Annotated in this window: 22 protein-coding genes, 1 pseudogene and 1 riboswitch; of the genes and pseudogenes, 8 read left to right on the top strand and 15 right to left on the bottom strand. The window is 72.2% G+C overall.

Going from position 1 to position 23,170, the window contains the following annotated elements:
• Positions 1–197: 197 nt before the first annotated feature.
• Positions 198–647, top strand: a complete 450-nt coding sequence (locus IAG44_RS33410) for a hypothetical protein (protein WP_187750813.1) — start codon at positions 198–200, stop codon at positions 645–647.
• A 265-nt stretch (positions 648–912) separates the two neighbouring features.
• Positions 913–1,047 (top strand): hypothetical protein, encoded by a 135-nt coding sequence (locus IAG44_RS44365; protein WP_281404313.1) that lies wholly within the window; start codon positions 913–915, stop codon positions 1,045–1,047.
• Positions 1,048–1,764: 717 nt separating this feature from the next.
• Here the strand turns inward: IAG44_RS44365 and IAG44_RS33400 are convergent.
• From IAG44_RS33400 to IAG44_RS33390, 3 genes are all read right to left on the bottom strand, one after another.
• Positions 1,765–2,427, bottom strand: a complete 663-nt coding sequence (locus IAG44_RS33400; RefSeq protein ID WP_187750811.1) for a TetR/AcrR family transcriptional regulator — start codon at positions 2,425–2,427, stop codon at positions 1,765–1,767.
• Between the two features lie 129 nt (positions 2,428–2,556).
• A complete protein-coding gene (locus IAG44_RS33395; RefSeq protein ID WP_187750810.1) occupies positions 2,557–2,697 on the bottom strand; it encodes an SCO1431 family membrane protein in 141 nt (46 codons plus the stop codon).
• Positions 2,698–2,765: 68 nt separating this feature from the next.
• On the bottom strand, positions 2,766–4,091 hold the full coding sequence (locus IAG44_RS33390; RefSeq protein ID WP_187750809.1) for a peptidase C39 family protein: 1,326 nt from the start codon (positions 4,089–4,091) through the stop codon (positions 2,766–2,768).
• A gap of 72 nt (positions 4,092–4,163) precedes the next feature.
• On the opposite strand from IAG44_RS33390, the gene IAG44_RS33385 reads away from it, so the two are divergent.
• Both IAG44_RS33385 and IAG44_RS33380 read left to right on the top strand, forming a co-directional pair.
• Positions 4,164–4,838, top strand: a complete 675-nt coding sequence (locus IAG44_RS33385) for a uridine kinase family protein (protein WP_187750808.1) — start codon at positions 4,164–4,166, stop codon at positions 4,836–4,838.
• 420 nt (positions 4,839–5,258) lie between these two features.
• Entirely contained in the window at positions 5,259–7,127 is a 1,869-nt protein-coding gene (locus IAG44_RS33380; protein WP_187750807.1) for an AAA family ATPase, read from the top strand.
• A 15-nt stretch (positions 7,128–7,142) separates the two neighbouring features.
• Here IAG44_RS33380 and IAG44_RS33375 read toward each other — a convergent pair whose 3' ends face one another.
• The 9 genes from IAG44_RS33375 to IAG44_RS33335 all read right to left on the bottom strand — a co-directional run bounded on the left by IAG44_RS33375 (position 7,143) and on the right by IAG44_RS33335 (position 14,468).
• Positions 7,143–8,189 carry a hemolysin family protein gene (locus tag IAG44_RS33375; RefSeq protein WP_187750806.1) on the bottom strand — a complete coding sequence of 349 codons (1,047 nt, stop codon included), beginning with the start codon at positions 8,187–8,189 and terminating at the stop codon, positions 7,143–7,145.
• Entirely contained in the window at positions 8,186–9,511 is a 1,326-nt protein-coding gene (locus IAG44_RS33370) for a hemolysin family protein (RefSeq protein WP_187750805.1), read from the bottom strand. Before IAG44_RS33370 ends, IAG44_RS33375 begins: the two co-directional genes overlap by 4 nt.
• 228 nt (positions 9,512–9,739) lie before the next feature.
• A complete protein-coding gene (locus IAG44_RS33365) occupies positions 9,740–10,180 on the bottom strand; it encodes a PH domain-containing protein (protein ID WP_187750804.1) in 441 nt (146 codons plus the stop codon).
• A 38-nt stretch (positions 10,181–10,218) separates the two neighbouring features.
• Positions 10,219–11,067 (bottom strand): ATP phosphoribosyltransferase, encoded by an 849-nt coding sequence (gene hisG, locus IAG44_RS33360; protein ID WP_187750803.1) that lies wholly within the window; start codon positions 11,065–11,067, stop codon positions 10,219–10,221.
• A gap of 45 nt (positions 11,068–11,112) precedes the next feature.
• On the bottom strand, positions 11,113–11,385 hold the full coding sequence (locus tag IAG44_RS33355; protein ID WP_187750802.1) for a phosphoribosyl-ATP diphosphatase: 273 nt from the start codon (positions 11,383–11,385) through the stop codon (positions 11,113–11,115).
• A gap of 33 nt (positions 11,386–11,418) precedes the next feature.
• Positions 11,419–11,904, bottom strand: a complete 486-nt coding sequence (gene ribH / locus IAG44_RS33350) for a 6,7-dimethyl-8-ribityllumazine synthase (RefSeq protein WP_187750801.1) — start codon at positions 11,902–11,904, stop codon at positions 11,419–11,421.
• Positions 11,905–11,923: 19 nt separating this feature from the next.
• Positions 11,924–13,243: a bifunctional 3,4-dihydroxy-2-butanone-4-phosphate synthase/GTP cyclohydrolase II gene (locus IAG44_RS33345; RefSeq protein ID WP_187750800.1), complete on the bottom strand. Its 1,320-nt coding sequence runs from the start codon at positions 13,241–13,243 to the stop codon at positions 11,924–11,926.
• Positions 13,240–13,863: a nicotinamide mononucleotide transporter family protein gene (locus tag IAG44_RS33340; protein WP_187750799.1), complete on the bottom strand. Its 624-nt coding sequence runs from the start codon at positions 13,861–13,863 to the stop codon at positions 13,240–13,242. The genes IAG44_RS33345 and IAG44_RS33340 overlap by 4 nt, the downstream gene beginning before the upstream one ends.
• Positions 13,860–14,468: a riboflavin synthase gene (locus tag IAG44_RS33335; RefSeq protein ID WP_187750798.1), complete on the bottom strand. Its 609-nt coding sequence runs from the start codon at positions 14,466–14,468 to the stop codon at positions 13,860–13,862. The genes IAG44_RS33340 and IAG44_RS33335 overlap by 4 nt, the downstream gene beginning before the upstream one ends.
• Before the next feature lie 153 nt (positions 14,469–14,621).
• A riboswitch (FMN riboswitch) is annotated at positions 14,622–14,752 on the bottom strand.
• Between the two features lie 119 nt (positions 14,753–14,871).
• On the opposite strand from IAG44_RS33335, the gene IAG44_RS33330 reads away from it, so the two are divergent.
• Positions 14,872–15,756: an RNA polymerase sigma-70 factor gene (locus tag IAG44_RS33330; protein ID WP_187750797.1), complete on the top strand. Its 885-nt coding sequence runs from the start codon at positions 14,872–14,874 to the stop codon at positions 15,754–15,756.
• Between the two features lie 79 nt (positions 15,757–15,835).
• The gene (locus IAG44_RS33325; RefSeq protein ID WP_187750796.1) at positions 15,836–16,576 is read left to right on the top strand and encodes an SDR family oxidoreductase; all 741 of its coding nucleotides are present in this window, start codon (positions 15,836–15,838) and stop codon (positions 16,574–16,576) included.
• 1,073 nt (positions 16,577–17,649) lie between these two features.
• On the opposite strand, the pseudogene IAG44_RS33315 reads toward IAG44_RS33325, so the two are convergent.
• Positions 17,650–18,543: pseudogene (locus IAG44_RS33315) on the bottom strand (ROK family transcriptional regulator); the annotation flags it as partial.
• 142 nt (positions 18,544–18,685) lie between these two features.
• Here IAG44_RS33315 and IAG44_RS33310 point away from each other — a divergent pair.
• Positions 18,686–19,861, top strand: a complete 1,176-nt coding sequence (locus tag IAG44_RS33310; protein ID WP_187750795.1) for an MFS transporter — start codon at positions 18,686–18,688, stop codon at positions 19,859–19,861.
• Between the two features lie 76 nt (positions 19,862–19,937).
• Positions 19,938–20,627 carry a DUF5995 family protein gene (locus IAG44_RS33305; protein ID WP_187750794.1) on the top strand — a complete coding sequence of 230 codons (690 nt, stop codon included), beginning with the start codon at positions 19,938–19,940 and terminating at the stop codon, positions 20,625–20,627.
• A gap of 31 nt (positions 20,628–20,658) precedes the next feature.
• Here the strand turns inward: IAG44_RS33305 and IAG44_RS33300 are convergent, their stop codons facing one another.
• The gene (locus tag IAG44_RS33300; RefSeq protein ID WP_187750793.1) at positions 20,659–22,356 is read right to left on the bottom strand and encodes a flavin monoamine oxidase family protein; all 1,698 of its coding nucleotides are present in this window, start codon (positions 22,354–22,356) and stop codon (positions 20,659–20,661) included.
• Positions 22,357–22,370: 14 nt separating this feature from the next.
• Positions 22,371–23,162: a carbon-nitrogen hydrolase family protein gene (locus tag IAG44_RS33295; RefSeq protein WP_187750792.1), complete on the bottom strand. Its 792-nt coding sequence runs from the start codon at positions 23,160–23,162 to the stop codon at positions 22,371–22,373.
• Positions 23,163–23,170: the final 8 nt, after the last annotated feature.

Genomic DNA, 23,170 nt, shown 5'->3' with positions numbered 1-23,170 from the left:
ATGTACGGGTGGGGCGGGAGGGGCGGCCGGGGCGGTGCGGGGGCGACCTGACAACTCCCGCTGGCATGTGACGAACGCCACAGCACTCGAGCGTGCTCCGTGATGCTCCCGTGATTACCGCCGAGACCGGGTGGGAAGTGCTTGCTGTGGTCGAGGCCGCAGCGCCTTCACGGCCCCAGCCCGAGGGGGAGAATCCCATGCAGAGTGCCAACCGCCCTGGTCGTACCGCGCCCAAGCGGCTCCGTTCCGTCGAACTCGCCCCGGAGGGCGTCGAACCCGACGAAGACGGTTACGCCGACGACGAGTTCGACGCGTACGACACCGCCGACACGCTCCGGGTGGTCTGCCCGGACTGCGCGCGGCCGATCGCGTTGCTGGCGGACGAGCGGGTCCTGCCGGAGCACGCGCTGTGCGCGTCGCCGTGGAACCCGTTCGGGCTCACGGTCTGCGCCGGTACCGGCCGTTCGGCGGCGGACGCCCGTTCGGCCGACGAGGCGTTCCAGCGTCAGGAGCAGGACATCGCCCCGGTGTTGACGCTGCCTCAGGGGCTCGACTGGCGTACGCAGCCGTTCTCGCACGTCGGCGGTCCCGGCTCGCGGCCGATCCGTCCCGTGTGGACGCCGGCGCCGATCCGTCAGGCTGCCTGAGTCAACGCGACCTGCCCATAAGGGAGTTGACGGTTCGTCACCCCGGTTCCCGGAGCCGAACCCCGGGTACCCGGACCGGGGCACCGCACGAACTGACGCCCGATCGGATCGGCCGGTGACCTCTTCGCGGGCTCGGCGTTGCCAAAGTATGACTCCCACATATTCGACACCGGGCCGGCACCGCCAGCGGTTCGTCCCCGCGCCCTTCGAGTTATTGCCGGCCGCTCTGGAGTCACCGCCGGACCCGCCCATCTACCTTGCGCTGATGCGGACTTGGGCCGACCGGGGACGGACTCTGCCGGGCTACCACGACCCGGAGTGGAGCCGACTGGCGGCGCCGCAGGTGCGGCCGGGCCAGTTCGGCGGCACCCCGAGGGGCGACTTCCCGACGGGGCTGTAGGAGTCACGAGGGCGCGGGGGAAGGGGCGTTGACTGAGGCGACGCCCCGACCGGCGGCCACGCGACCCCCAACGGGCCTTTGAACGGCGGGGGTTGACGCCTGCGAGCGTGTCCGGCCGGGCGGAGTGTCGCCGGCGGGCACAGGGGCCTCTGCGAGCGCGCTCACCGGACACGGGCACCGCACCGGGGACACCTTCCGTGAACGCGCCGGCCGGACAAGGGCGTCGGCATTGACGACGGATGCGCGGACACCTCGGTGAACGACCCTGCCGGGCAAGGGTGTTGGCGACATGCGCGGCCCCTTCCCGTCAGCGGTGCACCTGCCGAGCGAGGGCGCCGACACTGCCGACGAGCACGGAGCCCGCGGATGGCGTCCCGCCGAGTGGTGCAGCCGATCAAGCTGGCGGAATCCGCAGGTCGCGGCCCGAATCGCCCTCGCCGGCGGCCCTGTTGAGGGCTCACCGAGCCGGGACCAGTGGTGATCGCACGACGGACCGCAGCGGCACGTACCGGCCGGCTCCGAAGCGGAAGCGACGGACCGTGATCGGCTACACCACGACGGAGGACACGACCAGCCCGCGAGCCCACCGACCGAGCACCCGCCCGCGCCCCGCTCCACACCCTCGCGGTCCGGCCCCGGCCGGAGCCCCAGCAGTCCCGCCACGTCCCGAGCCCGCGCCCCCTGCACGACCCGAGCCCGCTCGCGCCCCGAACCCCCTCACCCCTCCCGGCGGGCTTCCTTGGGGGTCGGGTACGCCGGGTCCAGTTCCTCGATCGCGCGGAAGACGCCGCCGAGGGTCTTCACCAGCAACTCCCGCATGGCGTCACGGGAGATGGGGTCGGCGCGGTCGATCCAGTCGAGGGCGGCGCCCTCGACGCCGCAGACCCAGGAGAGCAGGCCCATCCGGGCGAGCGGGGTGATGTCGGTGCGGCCGTACGCCCCTTCGGCGATCGTCGCGACGATCGCCTCGCGCACCCCGTCCCGGATGCCGTGCACCTCGGCGTCGAAGCCGACGCCGCCGCTGACGATCGTGCGGTACGCGGCCTGGTTGTGCTCGGCGTAGCGCAGGTAGCTGTCGATCGTGCGGTGGACGCGGTCGACCTGGGCCAGTTCGAGGCCGCTCGCGGCGAAGGTGACCAGGTCGGCGACGGAGTCCTGGATGATCGCCAGGTAGTAGCCGCGCTTGGACTGGAAGTAGTAGTAGATCAGCCCCTTGGCGACGTGCGCCTGACGCGCGATGTCGTCCATGGACAGCGCGTCGTAGGAGGTGTCGGCGAACAACTTCCGCCCGATGGAGATGAGTTCGGCACGGCGAGCCAACGAGCGCTCGGTGCCGCGCGCCTTGGGGCGGGCGGCGTCGCGCTGTGCACTGATGTTCAATACTCGACCCTGGATCTCGGGCGGTCGGCAGGACAACCGCAGTATGTCAGGTCAAGCGTGGGTCAGGTCACACCGGCAAGTGGACAAGGCATAGGCCAGGGGCAGTTGCCGACTCCGGCCCGGAGCGACCTAGAGCAGACCGAGCTGGGTCACGAGCATCGCGACGACCACGACGAGGACCCAGCCCAGGACATGTTCGGCGACCTTGGGGCCGTCGTCCTTCGGGCCGCCGGTACGGACGCGGGTGGCGGTGGCAGAGTGAGCTGTCATTCGTCCACCTTGCCATCGCCTGAGGCATTTGCGGCCGAGAGCTTGCTCACACGCGCCCCCGCCGCCCCTCACACCTCCACCCCCACCCCCGCCAGAGCCCCCCGTTGCACCCCGCTGAGCCGCACCGGGAAGTACAGGTAGCACACGCCCCCGCTGCCCGACACGGTCTTGCCCGTGGCATCGTGCCGTCGGGTCCGCAGCCACACGTTCTCCCACTCCCGCCGCCGGTACACGCGCCGGACGGCCTGGTCCGTGGGTGAGTAGGGGTCGCCCGCGATGACGTCGCCGTCGGAGGTGAAGCCGATCACGGTCATGAGGTGCCCGGCGGTCCCGTACCCCGCGCCGGTCAGCTCCTCCTCGCGGAAGGACTGCGAGGTGATCGCCGGGATCCCGGCCGCGATCAGGGTCTCCAGGTCGGTGAGCGAGGCCAGCCGGGTCACGACGCCCTGGAGTCCGCCGTAGGTGGCCGCGTAGGCGGCGTTGAAGGACCAGTTGCCGCAGCCCCCGTACTGGAAGTCGTAGGTGTGGCGGGCCGCGTGGCAGACCTGGGGGTCGGTGAACGCCGGGTCCACCCAGGCCAGTTGCTCGGCGGTGGGGCGCCCGCCCCAGTACTCGACGACCATCTGCGAGGAGGTGGGGCTGCACCACGCCTCGCCGCCGCCGTCGTACTGCGGGTACCGGCCCCGGTGGATCTCCTGGGAGTAGCGCGGGACGATCAGCTCCCGGGCCAGGGCGGGCGTCGAGGCCGGGACGGTGAAGCGGTCGGGGACGTCGGAGCCCATCGCGCCGGCGCGCCAGACGGTCGGGGTGAGGCGGGTGCCGGGGCGGCGGTGGAGGGTGAGGCGGAGACGGAAAGAGGTGAAGCGCAGCCCCGTCGCGGGGTCGTCGACGGTCAGGGTGTCCGTCCAGACGCTGCTCCTGCCGTCGCCCTGGCCGTCGACGGAGGTGCGCCGGACGTCCTGGTCGCCGGAGGCCCAGCGGGCCATGACGTACCAGGGGGTGGCGGTGCCGTCGGAGCAGGTGGCGCTCAGCTCGGTCTGGAGCCAGGTGCCGGGCGGGGTGTCGGCGTTCCAGTGGGCGACGATCTCGGTGGCGGGGACGGCGAGGCGGTGCGCCGGGGACGTCCAGGTCGCGTGGTCCCAGTCGGCGGCGGTGCCGGTGTGCGGGTCGGCGTACCGGGTCGTCCCGGCCGGCTCCGCGATCATCACGCCGGGCCGCTCCCCCGCGACGGGGGCCGTCCCGTCGGCGTCTCCCGCGCACCAGTCGGCGCGGGAGGCCCAGCTGCGGAAGTCGGCGGTGCGGGCCGGGGGCGCCGCCGCGCCGGTGACGGTGGCGGCGGTCGCGACGGCCGCCGCGAGGACGGCCCGACGGGACGGTTGCTCGGCTCTGCTCATGGACGCACCCCCGGGGATCGGCGGACAGTGCGCCCACTATGACCCCGCGCGGCCGCCTCGTCCGGCACCGACATGGGCGCCTGCCTAGACTGGCCTCCCCGTTTCCCGCGACGTACAGGACCCGCCATCCAGCAGCTCGCCGCCCGTCTGCGCCGTCTCCGTCCCTCCTGCGGGCCGGTCCGGCTGGTCGCCGTGGACGGGCACGCCGGGTCGGGGAAGTCGACGTTCGCGGGGCGGCTGGCGGCGGAGCTGGGCGGGGCACCGGTGCTGCGGATCGACGACGTGGCGAGCCATGCCGAGCTGTTCGGGTGGACGGAGCGGGTGCTGGCGCAGGTCGTCGGGCCGCTGAGCCGGGGAGAGAGCGCCGCGTACGCCGTCTACGACTGGCGCGCCCGCGCGTTCGGGGCGCCCCGGGTGCTGCCGGCCGCTCCCGTGGTCCTGGTCGAGGGGGTCGGGGCCGGGCGGCGGGCGCTGCGGCCGTATCTCGCGGCGGTGCTGTGGATGGATCTGGGCCGCGAGGCGGCGTGGGCGCGGGGGCGGGCGCGGGACGGGGCGGAGCAGCGGGAGTTCTGGGACGGCTGGATCGGGGCGGAGCGGGCGCATTTCGCCGAAGACCCCACACAACCCTTCGCGAATCTGCTGATACGGCAGGCGTCCGAGGGGTACGAGGTGCTTCCCGGGCCCGTGGGACTACTTGGTCCGGACCAGGATGTCGCACACGGTGACCAAACATCTGCGATGTGGTGAAACGGTGAAGGGTCTTGCGGACGAAAGTGCCGCAGTGCCTCAACTCGGCTTGACCGAGGGGCCGTACAGGACTTACGTTCTCAATGTGCGGCATTCGAAGCCGCCCGAAGACGCGAAGCCCCCGGTTGTTCCCCCGTGATCGGGGGCTTCGTTCTGTCCTCTTCCCGTCCGTGACAGCTCCGGCGGGCCCCTCGCGCTCACCCTCGGTCACCGTCGTGGATGCGCCCCATCTGCTCCCACCTCGTCGAACGTCCGGTGCGGCACCCTACGGCCGACCCCTCCCGCGCGGGTACGATGCCCTCGGTGCGACCTACCGGACGGCTGCTCAACTCCGGTCCGTGGCACAGCGGTTCGGCTCTGACGGCCGGCGGGCGACGACCCGGCGGCCATCCGACGGGGGCACGGTTTGTGGGGGACGTGATGGATTTCGGCACCCGGGGCCCCGACGCCCCGGCCGACCTCGCCTGGCTGCGAGGCGTGGACGCCTACACGATGGGCGCCTATCCGCAGGCGGAGGAGGAGTTCCGCACCGCGGTGCGGATCGACCCCGGCATGGCCGACGGCTGGCTCGGGCTGCACGCGCTGCGCGTCGACACGACGACCGCGCTGCTGCGGATGTTCCGCCACCGCGACCGCTTCGGCGAACAGCGCACCCGCCACCGCCGCACCCTCAACTCCTGGTACTGGCTGGGCTGGTGGGTGCAGCCCGTGCTGGAGAGCCCGCGCGATCTGCTGCTCGCGCACGCCTCGCACTGGCTCGACGGCCGCCATGTCCCCGAACTGGACCGGGCGTTGGCCGGGCTGCCGCCCGTCGACACCGATCACCAGGTGCGGTTCCTGCACGCCTGCCGGGCCTATCTGGTCAAGGACTGGGAGCAGTTGACCCGGCACACCGACCCGCTGCTCGACGATCCGCTGCTCGGCATCGAGGCCGGACTGTTCGGCGGGATGGCCCGCGTCCGGCTCGAAATGTACGGCCAGGCCGAGCCGTTGCTGTCCACCGCGCTCATGCGCTGCCGCAGCGAACAGCCGCAGCGCAAGGAGCTGCGCTACTGGCTGGCCCGCGCGCACGAGGGCACCGGGCGCTCCGCCGCCGCGCTCCCCCTCTACCGTGCCGTGCACCGCGTCGACGCCGCGTTCATGGACACCTCCGCCCGGCTCGCCGCGATCGCCGAGGCCGACGGGTACGACGACTCCTCCGACCTCGCGGCCCTCGCCCTCACCGGGTTCGGGCAGGACAGCGTCGACGGGGGCGACGGGTTCGACCCGCTGTTCGGCACCGAGGGGCGCGACCTCAAGCTCACCGACCCCGGTGAGCTGCCGCCGGTCGTGCCGCTGCCGCCGGTGCCCGACCCCGCCGTCCGCGAGAAGTCCCAAATCGCCGCGACCACGCTGCCGCCCGGCCCCGCCGATCCGGTGCTCCTGGAGGAAGCCCTCGCCGAACTGGAGCGCATGGTCGGGCTCGAACCGGTGAAACGCCAGGTCAAGGCGCTCTCCGCGCAGCTCAACATGGCCCGGCTGCGGGCCGGGCAGGGGCTGCCGGTCCAGCCGCCGAAACGACACTTCGTCTTCTCCGGGCCCTCCGGCACCGGCAAGACGACCGTCGCCCGCATCCTCGGCCGGGTCTTCTACGCGCTCGGGCTGCTCGGCGGGGACCACCTTGTCGAGGCGCAGCGGGCCGACCTCGTCGGGGAGTACCTGGGGCAGACCGCCGTCAAGGCGAACGAGCTGATCGACTCCGCGCTCGGGGGCGTGCTCTTCGTCGACGAGGCGTACTCGCTCTCCAACTCCGGGTACGGGAAGGGGGACGCGTACGGGGACGAGGCGCTTCAGGTGCTGCTCAAGCGGGCCGAGGACAACCGGGACCACCTCGTCGTCATCCTCGCGGGGTACCCCGAGGGGATGGACCGGCTGCTCGCCGCCAACCCCGGGCTGTCCTCGCGGTTCACCAGCCGCGTCGACTTCCCGTCGTACCGGCCCCTCGAACTCACCTCCATCGGTGAGGTGCTGGCGGCGGAGAACGGGGACGTCTGGGACGAGGAGGCGCTGGAGGAGCTGCGGTCCATCGCCGGGCACGTGGTCGAGCAGGGGTGGATCGACGAGCTGGGCAACGGGCGGTTCCTGCGGACGCTGTACGAGAAGAGCTGCGCGTACCGGGATCTGCGGCTGTCGATGTATACGGGGGCGCTGTCGCGGGACGACCTGTCGACGCTGCGGCTGGCGGATCTGATGCAGGCGTACGGGGAGGTGCTGTCGGGGCGCGGGCCCCAGGACCCGTCGGCCATGTGAGGCCCGCGCCCCGCGTCAGACCGCCAACGCCCCCTCCGGAGCCTCCCGGTGCGCCGGGTCCGTCACCTCCCCGACCAGCAGCTCCAGGACGTCCTCCAGCGCCACCAGACCCAGCACCTTCCCCGAGCCGTCCGCCACCTGGGCGAGGTGGGTCGCCGCGCGGCGCATGACCGTCAGGGCGTCGTCCAGGGGGAGTTCCGAGCGCAGGGTCGTCATCGGGCGCCACAGGTGCTGCGGGACGGCCCTCTCCGAGTCCTCCAGGTCCAGGACGTCCTTGACGTGGAGGTAGCCCATGAAGGCGCCGTTCTCCGCGGCTATCGGGAACCGGGAGAACCCGGTGCGGGCCGTGAGGGCGACGATCTCGCCCGGGGTGACCGCCGGGGTCACCGTCACCAGTGCCTCGCGCTTGAGGAGGACGTCCGTGACCGGGCGGGAGCCCAGCTCCAGGGCGTCTTCGAGGCGTTCGCGTTCCTCGGGGCCGAGGAGGCCCGCCTGGCCGGAGTCCTCCAGGAGGCGGTTGAGCTGTTCACTGGTGACGACCGCCTCGACCTCGTCCTTGGGCTCGACGTGGAAGAGGCGCAGGATGCCCTGCGCGACCGCGCCGAGGGCGATCGTGACCGGCTTGCACAGGCGCGCGAACCAGACGAGGCCGGGGCTGAGCCACAGCGCCGCCTTCTCGGGGGCCGCCATCGCGAGGTTCTTCGGGACCATCTCGCCGATCACGAGGTGGAAGAAGACCACCGCCGCGAGGGCGATGACGTACCCGAGGGGGTGGATCATGCCGTGCGGGAGGCGGATCCACTCGAAGACCGGCTCCAGGAGGTGTGCGACGGTCGGTTCGGCGACCGCGCCCAGGGTCAGCGAGCAGACGGTGATCCCGAACTGGGCCGCCGCCATCATCTGGGGCAGCCGCTCCAGGCCGTACAGGACCTGGCGGGCCCGTGCCGTGCCCAGCGGTTCGATCTGGGAGCGGCGCACGGACACGAGCGCGAACTCGGCGCCGACGAAGAAGCCGTTGGCGAGGACGAGGAGCGCGGCGAACAGGAGCTGGAGGAGGCTCATCGGGCGGCCTCCACGACCGTGCCGGTCCGCACGAGGCGCACGCGCTCGGCGCGGTAGTGCCCGACGCGGCGCACCGACAGCCGCCAGCCGGGCAGTTCCGTGCGGTCCCCGACGGCGGGGATCCGGCCGAGGAGGTCGGCGACCAGGCCGGCGACCGTCTCGTACGGCCCCTCGGGGACCTCCAGACCTATGCGCTGGAGGGTGTCGACGCGGCAACTGCCGTCGACGTCCCACGCGGGGCGGCCGTCCTCCGGCGGGGCGGCGGCGAGTTCGGGCGTGTCCTGCCCGTCGTGCTCGTCGCGGACCTCGCCGACGATCTCCTCGACGATGTCCTCCAGGGTGACCACGCCGGCCGTGCCGCCGTACTCGTCGACGACGACGGCGATGGGCTGCTCGCTGCGCAGCCGGGCCAGCAGGGGCTGGACGGACAGGGTCTCGGGGACCAGCAGGGGCGGGCGGGCGATCCGGCTCGCCGGGGTGCGCAGCCGGTCGTGGACCGGCACCGCCAGGGCGTCCTTCAGGTGGACCATGCCGACGATCTCGTCGATCTTCTCGCGGTAGACGGGGAACCGGGACAGGCCGGTCGCCCTGGTCAGGTTGACGACGTCCTCGGCGGTGGCCGACGCCTGGAGGGCGCTGACCTTCACGCGCGGCGTCATCACGTGCTGCGCGGTCAGCTCGGCGAGGGAGAGGGTGCGGACGAACAGGTCGGCCGTGTCCTGTTCCAGCGCGCCCGCCTGCGCGGAGTGCCGGGCCAGGGAGACCAGCTCACCGGGCGTGCGGGCCGAGGCCAGCTCGTCGGTGGGCTCGACGCCGAGCGCGCGCACGAGGCGGTTGGCGACGGTGTTCAGGGCGGCGATCACCGGGCGGAAGAGCCGGGAGAACGCGTGCTGCGGCCCGGCGACGAACCGCGCGACCTGGAGCGGCTTGGAGACCGCCCAGTTCTTCGGCACGAGTTCGCCGATGACCATCTGGACCGCGGAGGCCAGCAGCATGCCGACGACCACGGCGACACCGGAGACGGCGCCCTCGGGGACGCCGATCGCGGTGAACGGGCCGTCGAGCAGCCCGGCGAGCGCCGGTTCGGCGAGCATGCCGACGACGAGGGATGTGATGGTGATGCCGAGCTGGGTGCCGGAGAGCTGGAAGGAGAGTTCCTTCAGCGACTCCACGACCGTACGGGCGCGTCTGTCGCCCTCGGCGGCGGCCTTCTCGGCGTCGGGGCGCTCCACGGTGACGAGCCCGAACTCCGCGGCCACGAAGAAGCCGTTGGCCAGGATCAGGACGAACGCGGCCGTCAGGAGCAGCAGGGGGGTGGTCATGATGCCGCCGCCTCCGGGGTGAGGGGAGAGGGGGCGGCGCAGGTACTACAGGACGATCCGTCCATTGCCGGAGGGAGTCACTCCTCGGATAGCAGGTGGCCCTCTGCCCGCCGGGGCGCGGTACGGCAGGGGCGAAGACCCGAGGGACGGGTCTTCGCCACCAGATTAATCAAGACAAGGGCTTTCGCGGCAGGCCCGGCGGCCCCGAGTCAGCCCTGAATGTCGACCCTAGGCCGTCTCGGGGTCGCCGATCGAGCGTGCCTCGGTCAGTGCGCGCAGGGCCTGGGCGTCGGTGATGGCCTGCTTCTTGTCGATGCCCGGCTGGATGCCGAGCGCGGGCAGGCTGGTGCCGTCGCTGAGGTTCAGGAACACCCAGGGATCGCCCGGACGCAGGTTGACCTGAAGGATCTCGGCCCACTCCAGGCGCCGTCGGCTCGCGATGTTCACGACGGTGACACCGTCCTCGTCGGCGATCACCCGGACGCGGGCGAGCATCGCCAGCACCCAGCAGATCAGGCCGCCGGTGACGACGAAACTCAGCCGCTCCCCCGGGCCGAGCCGTTCGAGCAGCAGGGCGATGGCGGTGATGGTGACGAAGATCATCACTCCGGCCCCGAGCAGTACCGCGCGGGTACGGCCGGGACGGAACGTGACGGGAAGTTCAGGCATGGCTGGCCCCCTCAGACCTCTCAGACCTCTCGGCCCCGTCAGAGCCGGCAGGCGTGGATGGCCGTCGTCAGGATCGCGCGCGCGCCGAGGTCGTACAGGTCGTCCATGATCCGCTGCGCCTCCTTGGCGGGGACCATCGCGCGGACGGCGACCCAGCCCTCGTTGTGCAGCGGGGAGACGGTCGGCGACTCCAGACCGGGCGTGAGGGCGACGGCCTTCTCCAACTGCTCGACACGGCAGTCGTAGTCCATCATCACGTACGTCCGGGCGACCAGGACGCCCTGGAGGCGGCGCAGGAACTGCTGCACCTTGGGGTCCTCGGTGTCCGCGCCCGTGCGCCGGATGACGACGGCCTCGGACTTCATGATCGGCTCGCCGAACACCTCGAGTCCCGCGTTGCGCAGGGAGGTTCCGGTCTCGACGACGTCGGCGATGACCTCGGCGACGCCCAGCTCGATGGCCGTCTCGACGGCGCCGTCGAGGTGGACGACGGAGGCGTCGATGCCGTGGTCGGCGAAGTACTTGGCGACGATGCCCTCGTAGGAGGTGGCGACCGTCTTGCCGGCGAGGTCGGCGATGCTCGTGGCGGTGCCGGGCTTGGCGGCGAAGCGGAACGTGGAGCGGGCGAAGCCCAGCGGGAGGATGACCTCCGCGCTCGCGCCCGAGTCGACGAGCAGGTCCTCGCCGGTCAGGCCGATGTCGAGGCGGCCGGAGGAGACGTAGATCGCGATGTCGCGGGGGCGGAGGTAGAACAGCTCCACCTCGTTGACGGGGTCGACGACCCGCAGTTCCTTGGACTCGCGGCGCTGCTGGTAGCCGGCCTCATGCAGCATGTCCGCCGCAGGGCCGGAGAGGGAACCCTTGTTGGGGACGGCGATGCGCAGCATGAGGTCGGCTTCCTTCTGTCGAGAGGGGTTGGCTGAGAGCGGTGTTCACAGGTGGGCGTAGACGTCGTCCAGCGAGATCCCGCGGGCGACCATCATCACCTGGACGTGGTAGAGGAGCTGCGAGATCTCCTCCGCCGCGGCCTCCTTGCCCTCGTACTCGGCGGCCATCCAGACCTCGGCGGCCTCTTCGACGACCTTCTTGCCGATGGCGTGGACGCCCTTGCCGACGAGTTCGGCGGTGCGGGAGGTGGTGGGGTCGCCGGTGGCGGCCTTCTGCTGGAGCTCGGTGAACAGCTCCTCGAACGTCTTCTTGGACATGGTGGATTAACTCTAGCCCGATACTGTTTTCGCTCAGTGCCAAGGTTCGGATACTGAACGCAGGGTGGCCGCCGTCGCCACCGCCGCCGTCACCGCCTCGTGGCCCTTGTCCTCGTTCGAGCCGGGCAGCCCCGCGCGGTCCAGGGCCTGTTCCTCGGTGTCGCAGGTGAGGACGCCGAAGCCGACGGGGACGCCGGTCTCCACCGAGACCTGGGTGAGGCCCTGGGTGACGCCCTGGCAGACGTACTCGAAGTGGGGGGTGCCGCCCCGGACGACGACGCCGAGGGCGACGATCGCGTCGTACCCGCGGCCGGTGAGGACCTTCGCGGCGACCGGGAGTTCCCAGGTGCCGGGGACCCGCAGGAGGGTCGGCTCGTCGATGCCCAGGTCGCGCAGGGCGCGCAGGGCGCCGTCCACCAGGCCGTCCATCACCTTCTCGTGCCACTGGGCCGCGATGACGGCGACCCGGAGGTCACCCACATTGCGTACGGACAGTTCCGGTGCGCCCTTGCCGCTCACGTTTCTTCCTCACGTTCTCTCACTGGTCGCCACTGGCCGCGTCGAGCCAGGGCAGGTCGTGTCCCATCCGGTCCCGCTTGGCGCGCAGGTAGCGGATGTTGTGCTCGCCTGCCGTGACGGGCATCGGCTCGCGTGCCGTCACCGTCAGGCCGTGCCGGGCGAGCGCGGCGGTCTTCTCGGGGTTGTTGGTCAGCAGGCGGACGCTGCGCACGCCCAGGTCGGCGAGGATGCGCGCGCCCACCCCGTAGTCCCGGGCGTCGGCGGGCAGCCCCAGCTCCAGGTTGGCGTCCAGGGTGTCGTGGCCCTGCTCCTGGAGCTCGTACGCCCGCAGTTTGGACAGCAGTCCGATCCCGCGGCCCTCGTGTCCGCGCAGGTACACGACGACTCCCCGGCCCTCCCGCTGGATCCGCTCCAGCGCGGCGTCCAGCTGGGGCCCGCAGTCGCAGCGCGCCGATCCGAAGACGTCCCCGGTCAGGCACTCGGAGTGCAGCCGCACGACGACGTCCGTCCCGTCGCCGATCTCCCCGTGGACGAGCGCGACGTGCTCGACGCCGTCGCCGGCGCGGTAGCCGTAGGCGGTGAAGGGGCCGTGCGCGGTGGGCAGGGGGGTGCGGGCCTCGCAGTGGACGAGGGTGCGGGGGGCGGCATCCGTGGTCAGGTCCTCGCCCCCGGCGGGTTCCCTGGTGCGGCGGTAGGTGATCAGGTCCGCGATGGAGATGATCGTCAGGCCGTGTTTGCGGGCGAAGGGGACCAGTTCGGGGAGGCGGAGCATCGTGCCGTCCTCGCCGGCGATCTCGACGATCGTGCCGGCCGGGCGCAGGCCCGCGAGGCGGGCGAGGTCGACGGCGGCCTCGGTGTGGCCGTCGCGGACGAGGACGCCGCCGGCGCGGGCGCGCAGGGGGAAGACGTGGCCGGGGCGGACGAAGTCGCCGGCGGTGGCGGCGGGGTCGGCGAGGAGGCGGATCGTGGTCGCGCGGTCGGCCGCCGAGATGCCGGTGGTGACGCCGTGGGCGCCGGACGCGTCGACGGAGACGGTGAACGCGGTCTTCATCGACTCGGTGTTGTCGTCGACCATCTGCGGCAGGGCGAGCCGGTCCAGTTCGGCGCTCTCCATGGGGACGCAGACCAAACCCCGGCACTCGCTCATCATGAACGCGATGATCTCGGGGGTGACCTTCTCGGCGGCGACGACGAGGTCGCCCTCGTTCTCGCGGTCCTCGTCGTCGACGACCACGACCGGGCGCCCGGCGGCGATGTCGGCGATGGCCTGCTCGACGGGGTCGAGGGTCAGGTCGGCGTCGGTGTCGTGGGCGTCGTACAGGACGGTTGCCGTGCTCATGCGGGGGCCCCTTCCAGGACGGTCCGGCGTGAGCGCAGCCACCAGTCGCGCATGCCCCACAGGACGAGCGCGCCGTAGATGACGTAGACGAAGCCGGAGAAGGCGTAGCCGTTGGCGAAGTTGAGGGGGACGCCGACGGCGTCGACGAGGAGCCAGGCGAACCAGAACTCGACCATGCCCTTGGCCTGCGCGTACATCGCGACGAGCGTGCCGACGAAGATGTACGCGTCGGGCCAGGGGTCCCAGGACAGGCTGGGGTACGCCTTGAAGAGCAGGGCGACGGCGACGGTGCCGGCGGCGCCCGCCGCGATCATCGCGCCGCGTTCCTGCCAGGTGGCGAAGCGGGGGGTGATGCCGTCCCGGCCCCGGTTGCGGCTCCACTGCCACCAGCCGTACACCGCGACCAGCATGACGATGACCTGCTTGCCGGCGCTGCCCGCGAGATGCCCGTAGAACGCGCCGAACAGGATCAGCCCGGAGGCGAACTGGACGGGCCAGGTCAGCAGGTGGCGGCGCCAGCCGAGGGCGAGCCCGACGAGGCCGAGGACGTTGCCGATCATGTCCGACCACAGGATGTGCTGGTCGAACAGCACGAACGCCTCGGAGTTCAGCCAGTTCACTGGGCCGCTCCGGGAACCCGGTCGCCCATCAGGCGCTCGACGTACTTCGCGACGACGTCGACCTCCAGGTTGACCGGGTCACCGGGCTGCTTGAGGCCGAGCGTGGTCAGCGCGAGGGTCGTCGGAATGAGGCTGACGGTGAAATAGTCGGCGGCGGCTTCGACGACCGTGAGGCTGATGCCGTCGACGGTGATCGAGCCCTTCTCGACGACGTACCGCGCGAGGTCGGCCGGCAGGGAGACCTTGACGATCTCCCAGTGCTCGGACGGCGTCCGGGCGAGGACCTGGCCGGTGCCGTCCACGTGCCCCTGCACGATGTGCCCGCCGAGCCGCGCGCCGACGGCCATCGGGCGTTCCAGGTTGACGCGGGAGCCGACGGCGAGGGCGCCGAGGCTGGAGCGGTCCAGGGTCTCGGCCATGACGTCGGCGGTGAACTCGTCACCCTCGTGTTCTACGACCGTGAGACAGACCCCGTTCACGGCGATGGAGTCGCCGTGCTTCGCGCCGTCGGTGACGACGGGGCCGCGCAGCCGGAACCGGGAGGCGTCGCCGAGGTTCTCGACGGCCGTGATCTCACCCAGTTCTTCAACGATTCCGGTGAACACTTCCCGGGTCCTCCTGCCACAGTCGGGCACGGACTCCGGGGCCTGTCGAGAAACGACAGAAACACGGACAGGAGCACACTCGGGGAGGGTCGCCGGACGCACTCGTCCACGGACGAGCACACATACGGCGGCACACCTCGAAGGGCCTGCCCGCCGCGCACTGCCTCCCATCCGGACTTTAACCGTCGGTCCAGGAATTCCACCTGGTCAACCGATCGCTGGAAGCGATCGGGTCGCGGACTGTAACCGCCGGTTCGGACTTTCACCGACCCCGGAGTGCGCTGCTATTGGTACACGGCCAGTGTGCCACGACGGACCGTGGTCCATACGGGTGAAGTGTGTGGGGTGGCTCACAGGGAGCGGTCCGGCACGCTGCGTACGGGGGTTGGGGCACAGTGTCCTCATGACGACCGCGCTCGCCGAGGAGTTCGAGACCCACCGCCCCCGCCTGTTCGGGCTGGCCTACCGGATGCTGGGGTCCGCCGAGGAGGCGGAGGACACCGTCCAGGACGTCTACCTGCGGTTCGCCGGCGCGGACCGGGCGGCCATCGGGAACGTCGGCGCGTGGCTGGCGAAGGTCGCGACGAACCTGTGCCTCAACCGGCTGACCTCGGCGCGGGCGCGCCGGGAGCGGTACGTCGGGACGTGGCTGCCGGAGCCGGTCGTCACGTCCGGGGGCGCGCTCGGGCCCCTGGAGACGGCCGAACAGCGCGACGCGGTCTCGCTCGCGCTCCTCGTCCTGCTGGAGCGGCTGACACCGACCGAGCGCGCGGTGTACGTACTGCGCGAGGCGTTCGCCTACGGGCACGCGGAGATCGCGGGGGTGCTCGATCTGACGGAGGCCAACTGCCGTCAGCTGTACCGGCGGGCGGAGCGGCGGATCGCCGAGGAGCGGGCGCGGTTCGAGCCGGACGCCGGGCAGCGGGCCTCGTTGGTGGCCTCCTTCCTCGCGGCCGCGCAGGACGGTGACCTCGCGGGGCTCGAAAAGCTCCTCGCCGCCGATGTCACCTGGTGGGGCGACGGGGGCGGCAAGGCGTCGTCGGCGGTGCGGCCGGTCCTCGGGCGGGCGAAGGTGGCCCGTTTCACGGCGGGGATCTTCCGGCATCACCTCGCCGGCATGACGTTCACCGTCGCCGAACTCAACGGCGCACCGGCGGTGTTGATCTGGGACGGCGCCCTCCTCATCGGCACGGCGGACGTCGTGTGCCGGGACGGGGTCGTCACGGAGGTGCGGGCCGTGTTGAACCCCGAGAAGCTGGGGTTCGTGCGGCGGCAACTCGCGGACTGAGCGGCGGGTGTCACATTTCGCGGGGTCGCGTTGTCTCAGTGGTGTCAGGCGGACGTCTCACCGCTGAAAGGGGTTCGGCATGGCGACGATTCTGGTGACCGGAGGGACGGGGACGCTCGGGCGGCCCGTCGTCGGGCTGCTGCGCGCGGACGGGCACGAGGTGCGGGTGCTCAGCCGGCGCGGGCCTGAGCACGCCGTCGATCTGTCCGTCGGGGGGCCCGCGCTGGGCGCCGCGCTGACGGGCGTCGACACCGTCGTGCACTGCGCGAGTTCGCCGCGCGGGGGTGACGAGACGGCGGCCCGGCATCTGTTCGACGCGGCGCGGGCGGCGGGGGTCGGGCACGTCGTCTACATCTCGATCGTGGGGGTGGACCGGGTGCCCTACGGCTACTACCGGTCCAAGCTCGCCGTCGAACGCATGCTGGAGGACTCGGGGTTGGGCTGGACGGTCCTGCGGGCCACCCAATTCCACGAACTGGTCGCGCAGTTCATGGCGACGCTGGCCAAGTCGCCCCTGATGCCGGTCCTCTCCGGCGTCCGTGACCAGCCCGTCGAGGTCACCGAAGTCGCCGCGCGCCTCGCCGAGTTGGCCTCGGGCGAGCCTTCGGGCCGGGTCGCCGACATGGGCGGCCCCGAGGTGCGGACGTTCGAGTCGCTGGCCCGCGCGTACCTGCGGGCGCGGGGCAAGCGGCGTCTCCTGGTCCCGGTCCGCCTGGGGGGCGCCGCCTACCGGGCGTTCCGCGCAGGGGGCCACCTGGCTCCCGAACACGCAGTAGGGAAGGGCACGTTCGAGTCCTACCTACGCACCCGCCAGCCCTAACCTCCCCCGAACACCTCGTCCTGCGCGGCCTCCCGCGCCGTCGACAACGCCCCCCGCAGCACAGCCCCGCCCCCCAGCCCGCTCGCCCTCACCTCCGTCACCAGCGGCGCCATCCCCCGAATCCGCCCCTCGACCTTCCTCGCCAGCACACCCCCACCCGCCCGCCCGACCTCCCCACCGAGCACCACACACCCAGGATCGAGCACCGCGACGACAGAGGCGACGCCCAGCGCGATCCGGTCGGCGAGCGCGTCGAGAAAACGACCGGCATCAAGACCGACCGGCGTCGGGCCGGATCCGACCGCACCGCCCGGCACAGGATCGAGCGCGGAGCCGTCCCCAGCACCTGGGACGGGGGGGCTTTCGGAACCCGGCGCGGAGGCAGTCGCAGCCCCTGGCACGGAGCCGGCCCCCGGCACCCCGGCGGTCCCGCCGCCCGACGCGGAAGGGGTTGCGGCACCCGCCGCAGGGCCGCCAGCACCGACACTCACCCCGGAGACATTTCCGCCACTCCGCCCGAAATCAGCCCCAGCACCCAACACCCGACCAGTTCGGCCACCCGGAACAGAGGCGGTCGCAGCGCCCGACACCGGGCCGGCCCCCGGCACCCCGGCGGTCCCGCCGCCCGACACGGAAGGGGTTGCGGCACCCGCCGCAGGGCCACCGGCACCAACACTCACCCCGGAGACATTTCCGCCACTCCGCCCGAAATCAGCCCCAGCACCCAACACCCGACCAGTTCGGCCACCCGGAACAGAGGCAGTCGCAGCACCCGACACCGGGCCGGCCCCCCGCACCCCGGCGGTCCCGCCGCCCGACACGGAAGGGGTTGCAGCACCCGCCGCAGGGCCACCGGCACCGACACTCACCCCGGAGACATTTCCGCCACTCCGCCCGAAATCAGCCCCAGCACCCGACACCCGACCAGTTCGGCCACCCGGAACAGAGGCGGTCGCAGCGCCCGGCACCGGGCCGGCCCCCGGCACCCCGGCGGTTCCGCCGTCCGGCGTGAGGACAGCCGCGCTCCCCGGCCCGGCACCGTGTGCCGGGTCAGGTCCGCCCCCGGGCGCGAAGCCGCCTCCGCTCACCTCCGCCTCCACAGCCCTCCGCACCAGCGCGGCCGCCCCCTCCCCCGTCAGCCCGAACTCTCCGGCGAGCCGTTCGACGGCCCAGCCGCCGGCCATGGAGTGGAAGCCGCCCTGGCAGTCGAGGGCCGAGGGCAGGACCGCGCCGGGAACGGGGAGGAAGCCGATCTCGCCGGTGCCGCCGGAGGCGCCCCGGCGCAGGGTGCCGTCGAGGACCACGGCGGCGCCGATGCCCTGGCCGAGCCACAGGAGGACGAAGGTGTCGCGATCCTGGGCCACGCCTTCGTCGCGTTCGGCGAGGGCGGCGAGGTTGGTCTCGTTCTCGACGAGGACGCGGGCGGCGGGGAAGTGGCCCTGGAGGGTGGTGACGAGGCGGCGGTGCCAGAGGGGGAGGCCGTTGGAGTCGCGGAGGTCGCCGGTGGCGGGGTCGATGAGGCCGGGGGCGCCGATGCAGAGGGTGTGGAGGGAGTCGGCGCCGGCCTCTTTCGCGGCGCGTTCCACGAGGGCGACCGTCTGTTCCAGCGCGGGCCCGGTCCCGGTGTCGCCGCCGATCGGGGCGGACGCCTCGGACAGGACCCGCCCGACGAGGTCGGCGACGAGGACGGTGACGCTGTCGGTGCGGACGTCGAGCGCGGCGAGGTGGGCGCGCGAGGCGACGATGCCGTAGAGCTTCGCGTTGGGCCCCCGGCGGTGCGCGCCGGACTCCCCGACGACCTCGACGAGCCCGGCGGCGGTGAGCCGTTCGACGAGGTCGGCGACCGTGGGCCGGGAGAGCCCCGTGAGCTGCTTCAGGCGCCCGGCCGTCAGCGGGCCCTCCCGCTGGAGCAGGCGCAGCGCGAGCCGGTCGTTGATGGCGCGGGCCGTGCTCGGTGATGCGGGCATGCCGGGATCCTCCCATGGCCCGAGCCGTATCGAACCGTAGTTCCCCTCTTTTTATCAGGAAGGGTCCCTGATAGTTTCCGAGCCGGGCACGGCAAGGGCCCGGACACGGCAAGGGCCTGGACACGACAGGGGAGGGCAGCGCATGGGCGCCGAGGTACAGCGGGGCCGGTACGCCATAGCGGCGGTGTTCGCCGTGCACGGCGGCGTGACGGGCTCGTTCGCGACCCGCGTCCCGTGGATCCAGGACCACGCGGGCCTCGGCGCGGGACAGCTCGGCTTCGCGCTGGCGTTCACCGCGTTCGGCGCGGCCTGCGCGATGCCGCTGGCGGGCTGGATCACCCACCACCTGGGCAGCCGCACGGCGCTGCGCCTGCTGCTCGCCCTGTGGACCCTCTCCCTGGTCCTCCCCTCCCTCGCCACGAACCTCCTGACCGCGTGCCTCGCGATGTTCGTGTACGGCGCGACGGCGGGCATGGCGGACGTCGCGATGAACGCGATGGGCGTCGAGATCGAGCACCGCCTCGGCAAGTCGATCATGTCGGGCCTGCACGGCATGTGGAGCGTGGGCACCCTGATCGGCTCGGGCGCCGGCACCCTGGCCGCCCACCTGGACGTGGACGCGCGCGTGCACCACGGCATCGCGTCGCTGGTCCTGACCCTCCTCGGCGTGCTCGTCTGCCGCTGGGTCCTGGACCTGCGTCCGGCCGAGGAAGAGGAGGCGCCCCCGCGTTTCACGCTGCCGCCCCGCTCGGCCCTGCTGATCGGCGCCGTCGGCTTCTGCGCGGTGTTCGCGGAGGGCGCCAGCATGGACTGGGCGGCGGTGTACCTGAAGGACCGCCTCGCGGCGTCGGCGGGGCTCGCGGCGGCCTGCGCGACCGGCTTCATGCTGACGATGGCGATCGCGAGGCTGGCCGGGGACGCCGTCGTCAACCGGTACGGCGTCGTGCGCGGCGTCCGCGCGGGCGGCGTGCTGGCGGTCGCGGGCGGCCTCCTCGTCGTCGTCGCGGAGCAACCGGCCGTCGCGATGGCCGGGTTCGGGCTGACGGGGCTCGGGATCGCCGTCGTCGTCCCGCTGTGCTTCGCGGCGGCCGGGCACGCGGGGCCGAACCCGAGCCAGGCGATCGCGGGCGTCGCGACGATCACCTACACGTCCGGGCTGATCGCGCCGAGCCTGATCGGCGGGGTGGCCCACGCGACAAACCTGACCGTGTCGTTCGGGGTGGTGACGGCCCTGTCGTGCGGGCTGCTGCTGTTCGCGGGGGTGCTGCGGGGCGCGGAGCGGGTGCGGACGCCGGAGGCGGCGGCGTCCCGCGACTGAGGCGCGGTGTCCCTCGTTCCGGCGAAGCCCGGCGCTCTCCCTCCCCAACCGGCCCCGCCCCTGGCACCCTTCCCCCATGCCGGAGTCGCAGCAGTTCACGTCGTCCGCCGTCGATGCGGTGATCGCCCGGATGCGGGCCCTGGAGTCGGGGCTGCCCGCGCGGGACGGCGTCGCGGTGTTCAACCGGGTCTATCTGGCCGTCACCGAGGAGGTGGACCGGCGGATCGACCGGGGCGGTTTCGCGGACCCGCGTGCGGCGGCGGCCCTGGACGTGCGGTTCGCCGAGCGGTACCTGGACGCCGTCGACGCGATGGTGAACGACCGCCGGACGCCCGCCTGTTGGCGCCCCCTGTTCCAGATGCGCCGCCATCCGGGCGTGCGTCCGCTGCAGTTCGCGCTGGCCGGGATCAACGCGCACATCGGGCACGACCTGGCGCTCGCCGTCGTGGACGCCTGCCACGAGCTGGGGTGTGAACCGGCCGAGCTGGAGGACGAGTTCGACCAGGTCGGCGATCTCCTCGTGACGCTGGAGGAGCGGATCCGGGAGGAGTTGATGCCGGGCCCCGACCTGCTCCAGCTCGCCGATCCGCTCACCCATCTGCTGGGTTCCTGGAGTCTGGAGCGGGCGCGGTCGGCGACCTGGTCGGCGGCGCGTGCGCTGTGGGCGCTGCGCCGGTTCCCCGATCTCACCGAGGAGTTCGGGGAACGGCTGGACGCGGCGGTCGGCTTCGCGGGGCGCATGCTGCTCACCCCGCTGCCCGACTGACGCTCCCGCGACGAGAGTTGACCAACCGGCCTCAGTCTTCGGGAAGTTCGACCGGCGCGATCTCGTCGTACACGTCCCCAGGACCCGGGTTGCTCGCGTCGGTCTCGCCGCCGAAGTGGTGCATGACGCCCCACACGGCGTTCAACGCGGTCTGCACGGCCCCCTCGGCCCATCCGGCGGTCCAGGAGATGTCGTCACCGGCGAGGAACAGCCCCCGGCTGTCGGCCGGCAGCCGGTCCTGCATGAAGTGGGTGAACAGGCGCCGCTGGTAGCGGTAGTGACCGGGCAGGTTGGCCTTGAACGCGCCCATGAAATAAGGCTCGTTCTCCCAGGACACGGTCACCGGGCTGCCGATGACGTGCCGCCTGATGTCGACGTCCGGATAGATCTCGCCGAGCGACTTCAGCATGACCTCCATCCGCTCGTTCGCCGACAGCGGCAGCCACTTGAGGCTGTCGTCGCACCAGGTGTACGAGAGGCAGATCACCGCCGGCTTGTCGGGGCCGTCGTCGAGGAGGTAGGTCCCGCGCGTCATCCGGTCGGTGAGGGTCATCGACATGACGTCGCGCCCGGTCACCGGGTCCTTGTCGAGCCAGAACGGGCGGTCGACGGGGACGAACAGCTTGGAGCTCTCCATGTAGTGGGTGCGCTCGATGGCCGTCCAGTGGTCGACCGGGAAGAGGTCGTCGTCGCACACGATCTTGGACAGCAGCATCCAGGACTGCGCGGTGAACACGGCCGCCCGGTACGTGCGGATCTCGCCGTCCGCGTCGGTGACGGTGATCCGGTTCCCGGCGGTGCGGTGCAGGCGGGTGACGGCGGGCCGGGGTTCACCGCCGGCGTGCAGGGTCTTGAGGGACGTCCCGTAGGGCCAGTGGACCAGCTTCTCGGGCGCCGACTCCCAGAGCCGCAGGGGGAGTTGCTGCGAGCCGCCGACGATGCCCCGGTGGTGGTCGTCGGCCTCGGTGTAGACGACGCGCAGGATCTCCAGGATCGAGTTGGGGAAGTCGGTGTCCCAGCCGCCGGTGCCGAAGCCGACCTGGCCGAAGATCTCGCGGTGCCTGAACGACCTGAACGCCTCGGAGGCGCACAGGAACCCGTAGAACGTCTGGTTGTCGAGCTGTTCGACGAGCCGCGCCCAGATCTCCCGGATCCGGGGGACGTCCCGCTCGCGCAGCGCCCGGTTCATCTCGCTGAACTCGGCGCCTTCCTCAAGGCACTTGGCCCACGCCTCGGCGACGTCCCGGTACACCTGCGGGAGGTCGTCGATCGTCTCGGCGTAGTGGGACTCGCCCTTGAGGTCGACGACCGTCGAAGGCGTCGTCTCCGCGAGGGGGTTGGGGAACGGGCGGGTCTCAAGGCCGACGAGGTCGATGTAGTGCTGGAGCGCCGTGGAGGACGGCGGGAAGCGCATCGCGCCCATCTCGGCGGTCAGCGAGGGGTCGCAGCCCTCGAAGCCGACCGTCCGCAGCCGCCCGCCGATCTGATCGGCCTCGTACACGACCGGCTTGAGGCCCATCCGCATCAGTTCGTACGCGGCGACGATCCCCGACAGGCCGCCGCCGATGATCGCGACCTCGGCGCCGTGCTCGGTCGCGGGGATCTGCCCGAGCCCGGCCGGGTGGGCGAGGTAGTCGTCGTAGGCGTAGGGGAAGTCCGGCCCGAACATCGTGATCGGCGGCTGCTGCGCGTCGGTGTGCTCCACCGCGTTGGGCACCATGGACGTCATCGGGGTTCGAGTTCCTAGCGGGTCAGGGACCGGTACAGGTCCGGACGGCGGTCGGCGAGATAGGGGTTGGCCTCGCGGGAGGCGGCGAGGAGGACGGGGTCGATATCGGCGAGCAGCAGTTCCTCGTCCTTCCCGGCGCGGGCGCGGGCGATACCGTCGGGCCCGGCCAGCACGGACAGGCCGACGAAGTCGAACTCCCCTTCCTCACCGACCCGGTTGACGTACGCGAGGTACAGCTGGCTCTCGAACGCGCGCACCGGGATCATCGACTCGGCGACGAACTGGAAGGGGCTCATCTGGGCCGTCGGGACGATCAGGAGGTCGGTGCCGGCGAGGGCGTGCGCCCGGACGTTCTCCGGGAACTCGACGTCGTAGCAGATCATCAGGCCGACCCTCAGCCCGCCCAGTTCCGCCTGGACGACGGGCTGCTCGCCGGGGGTGAAGTGGTCGCGCTCGAAGCAGCCGAAGAGGTGGGTCTTGCGGTAGCCCGCGAGCCGGTCGCCGGTCGCCGAGATCACCTGGGCGGCGTTGAAGACGTCGTCCCCGGCCCGCTCGGGGTACCCGTACGCGATCGCCAGGCCGTGCCGCGCGGCAAGGTCCGCGACCGCGTCCGCCGAGTCGCCGTCGGCCGGTTCCGCAAGGCGTCCGACGCCGTCGCCGATCGCGTATCCCGTCAGGAACAGCTCCGGCGCCACCAGCAGCTCCGCCCCCGCCCGCGCCGCCCGCCCGGCCGCCTCGCCGAGCACCTTCAGGTTCTCGCCGACCGAGCCCGGACGTCCGGAACTCTGGAGCAGGGCGATGCGCATACGTGTCC

The organism is Streptomyces roseirectus (assembly GCF_014489635.1).
Lineage (GTDB): Bacteria > Actinomycetota > Actinomycetes > Streptomycetales > Streptomycetaceae > Streptomyces > Streptomyces roseirectus.
This window is presented reverse-complemented; position numbering and strand designations above follow the sequence as displayed.

Excerpts from the sequence above, each read along its gene's own strand:
- IAG44_RS33330 (WP_187750797.1), top strand. The coding sequence starts at position 14,872 with ATGACGACCGCGCTCGCCGAGGAGTTCGAGACCCACCGCCCCCGCCTG.
- IAG44_RS33300 (WP_187750793.1), bottom strand. The coding sequence starts at position 22,356 with ATGACGTCCATGGTGCCCAACGCGGTGGAGCACACCGACGCGCAGCAG.
- IAG44_RS33325 (WP_187750796.1), top strand. The coding sequence starts at position 15,836 with ATGGCGACGATTCTGGTGACCGGAGGGACGGGGACGCTCGGGCGGCCC.
- IAG44_RS33410 (WP_187750813.1), top strand. The coding sequence starts at position 198 with ATGCAGAGTGCCAACCGCCCTGGTCGTACCGCGCCCAAGCGGCTCCGT.
- IAG44_RS33380 (WP_187750807.1), top strand. The coding sequence starts at position 5,259 with ATGGATTTCGGCACCCGGGGCCCCGACGCCCCGGCCGACCTCGCCTGG.
- IAG44_RS44365 (WP_281404313.1), top strand. The coding sequence starts at position 913 with ATGCGGACTTGGGCCGACCGGGGACGGACTCTGCCGGGCTACCACGAC.
- IAG44_RS33375 (WP_187750806.1), bottom strand. The coding sequence starts at position 8,189 with ATGAGCCTCCTCCAGCTCCTGTTCGCCGCGCTCCTCGTCCTCGCCAAC.
- IAG44_RS33345 (WP_187750800.1), bottom strand. The coding sequence starts at position 13,243 with ATGAGCACGGCAACCGTCCTGTACGACGCCCACGACACCGACGCCGAC.
- IAG44_RS33390 (WP_187750809.1), bottom strand. The coding sequence starts at position 4,091 with ATGAGCAGAGCCGAGCAACCGTCCCGTCGGGCCGTCCTCGCGGCGGCC.
- IAG44_RS33305 (WP_187750794.1), top strand. The coding sequence starts at position 19,938 with ATGCCGGAGTCGCAGCAGTTCACGTCGTCCGCCGTCGATGCGGTGATC.
- IAG44_RS33365 (WP_187750804.1), bottom strand. The coding sequence starts at position 10,180 with ATGCCTGAACTTCCCGTCACGTTCCGTCCCGGCCGTACCCGCGCGGTA.
- hisG (WP_187750803.1), bottom strand. The coding sequence starts at position 11,067 with ATGCTGCGCATCGCCGTCCCCAACAAGGGTTCCCTCTCCGGCCCTGCG.
- IAG44_RS33370 (WP_187750805.1), bottom strand. The coding sequence starts at position 9,511 with ATGACCACCCCCCTGCTGCTCCTGACGGCCGCGTTCGTCCTGATCCTG.
- IAG44_RS33355 (WP_187750802.1), bottom strand. The coding sequence starts at position 11,385 with ATGTCCAAGAAGACGTTCGAGGAGCTGTTCACCGAGCTCCAGCAGAAG.
- IAG44_RS33385 (WP_187750808.1), top strand. The coding sequence starts at position 4,164 with ATGGGCGCCTGCCTAGACTGGCCTCCCCGTTTCCCGCGACGTACAGGA.
- IAG44_RS33395 (WP_187750810.1), bottom strand. The coding sequence starts at position 2,697 with ATGACAGCTCACTCTGCCACCGCCACCCGCGTCCGTACCGGCGGCCCG.
- IAG44_RS33310 (WP_187750795.1), top strand. The coding sequence starts at position 18,686 with ATGGGCGCCGAGGTACAGCGGGGCCGGTACGCCATAGCGGCGGTGTTC.
- IAG44_RS33295 (WP_187750792.1), bottom strand. The coding sequence starts at position 23,162 with ATGCGCATCGCCCTGCTCCAGAGTTCCGGACGTCCGGGCTCGGTCGGC.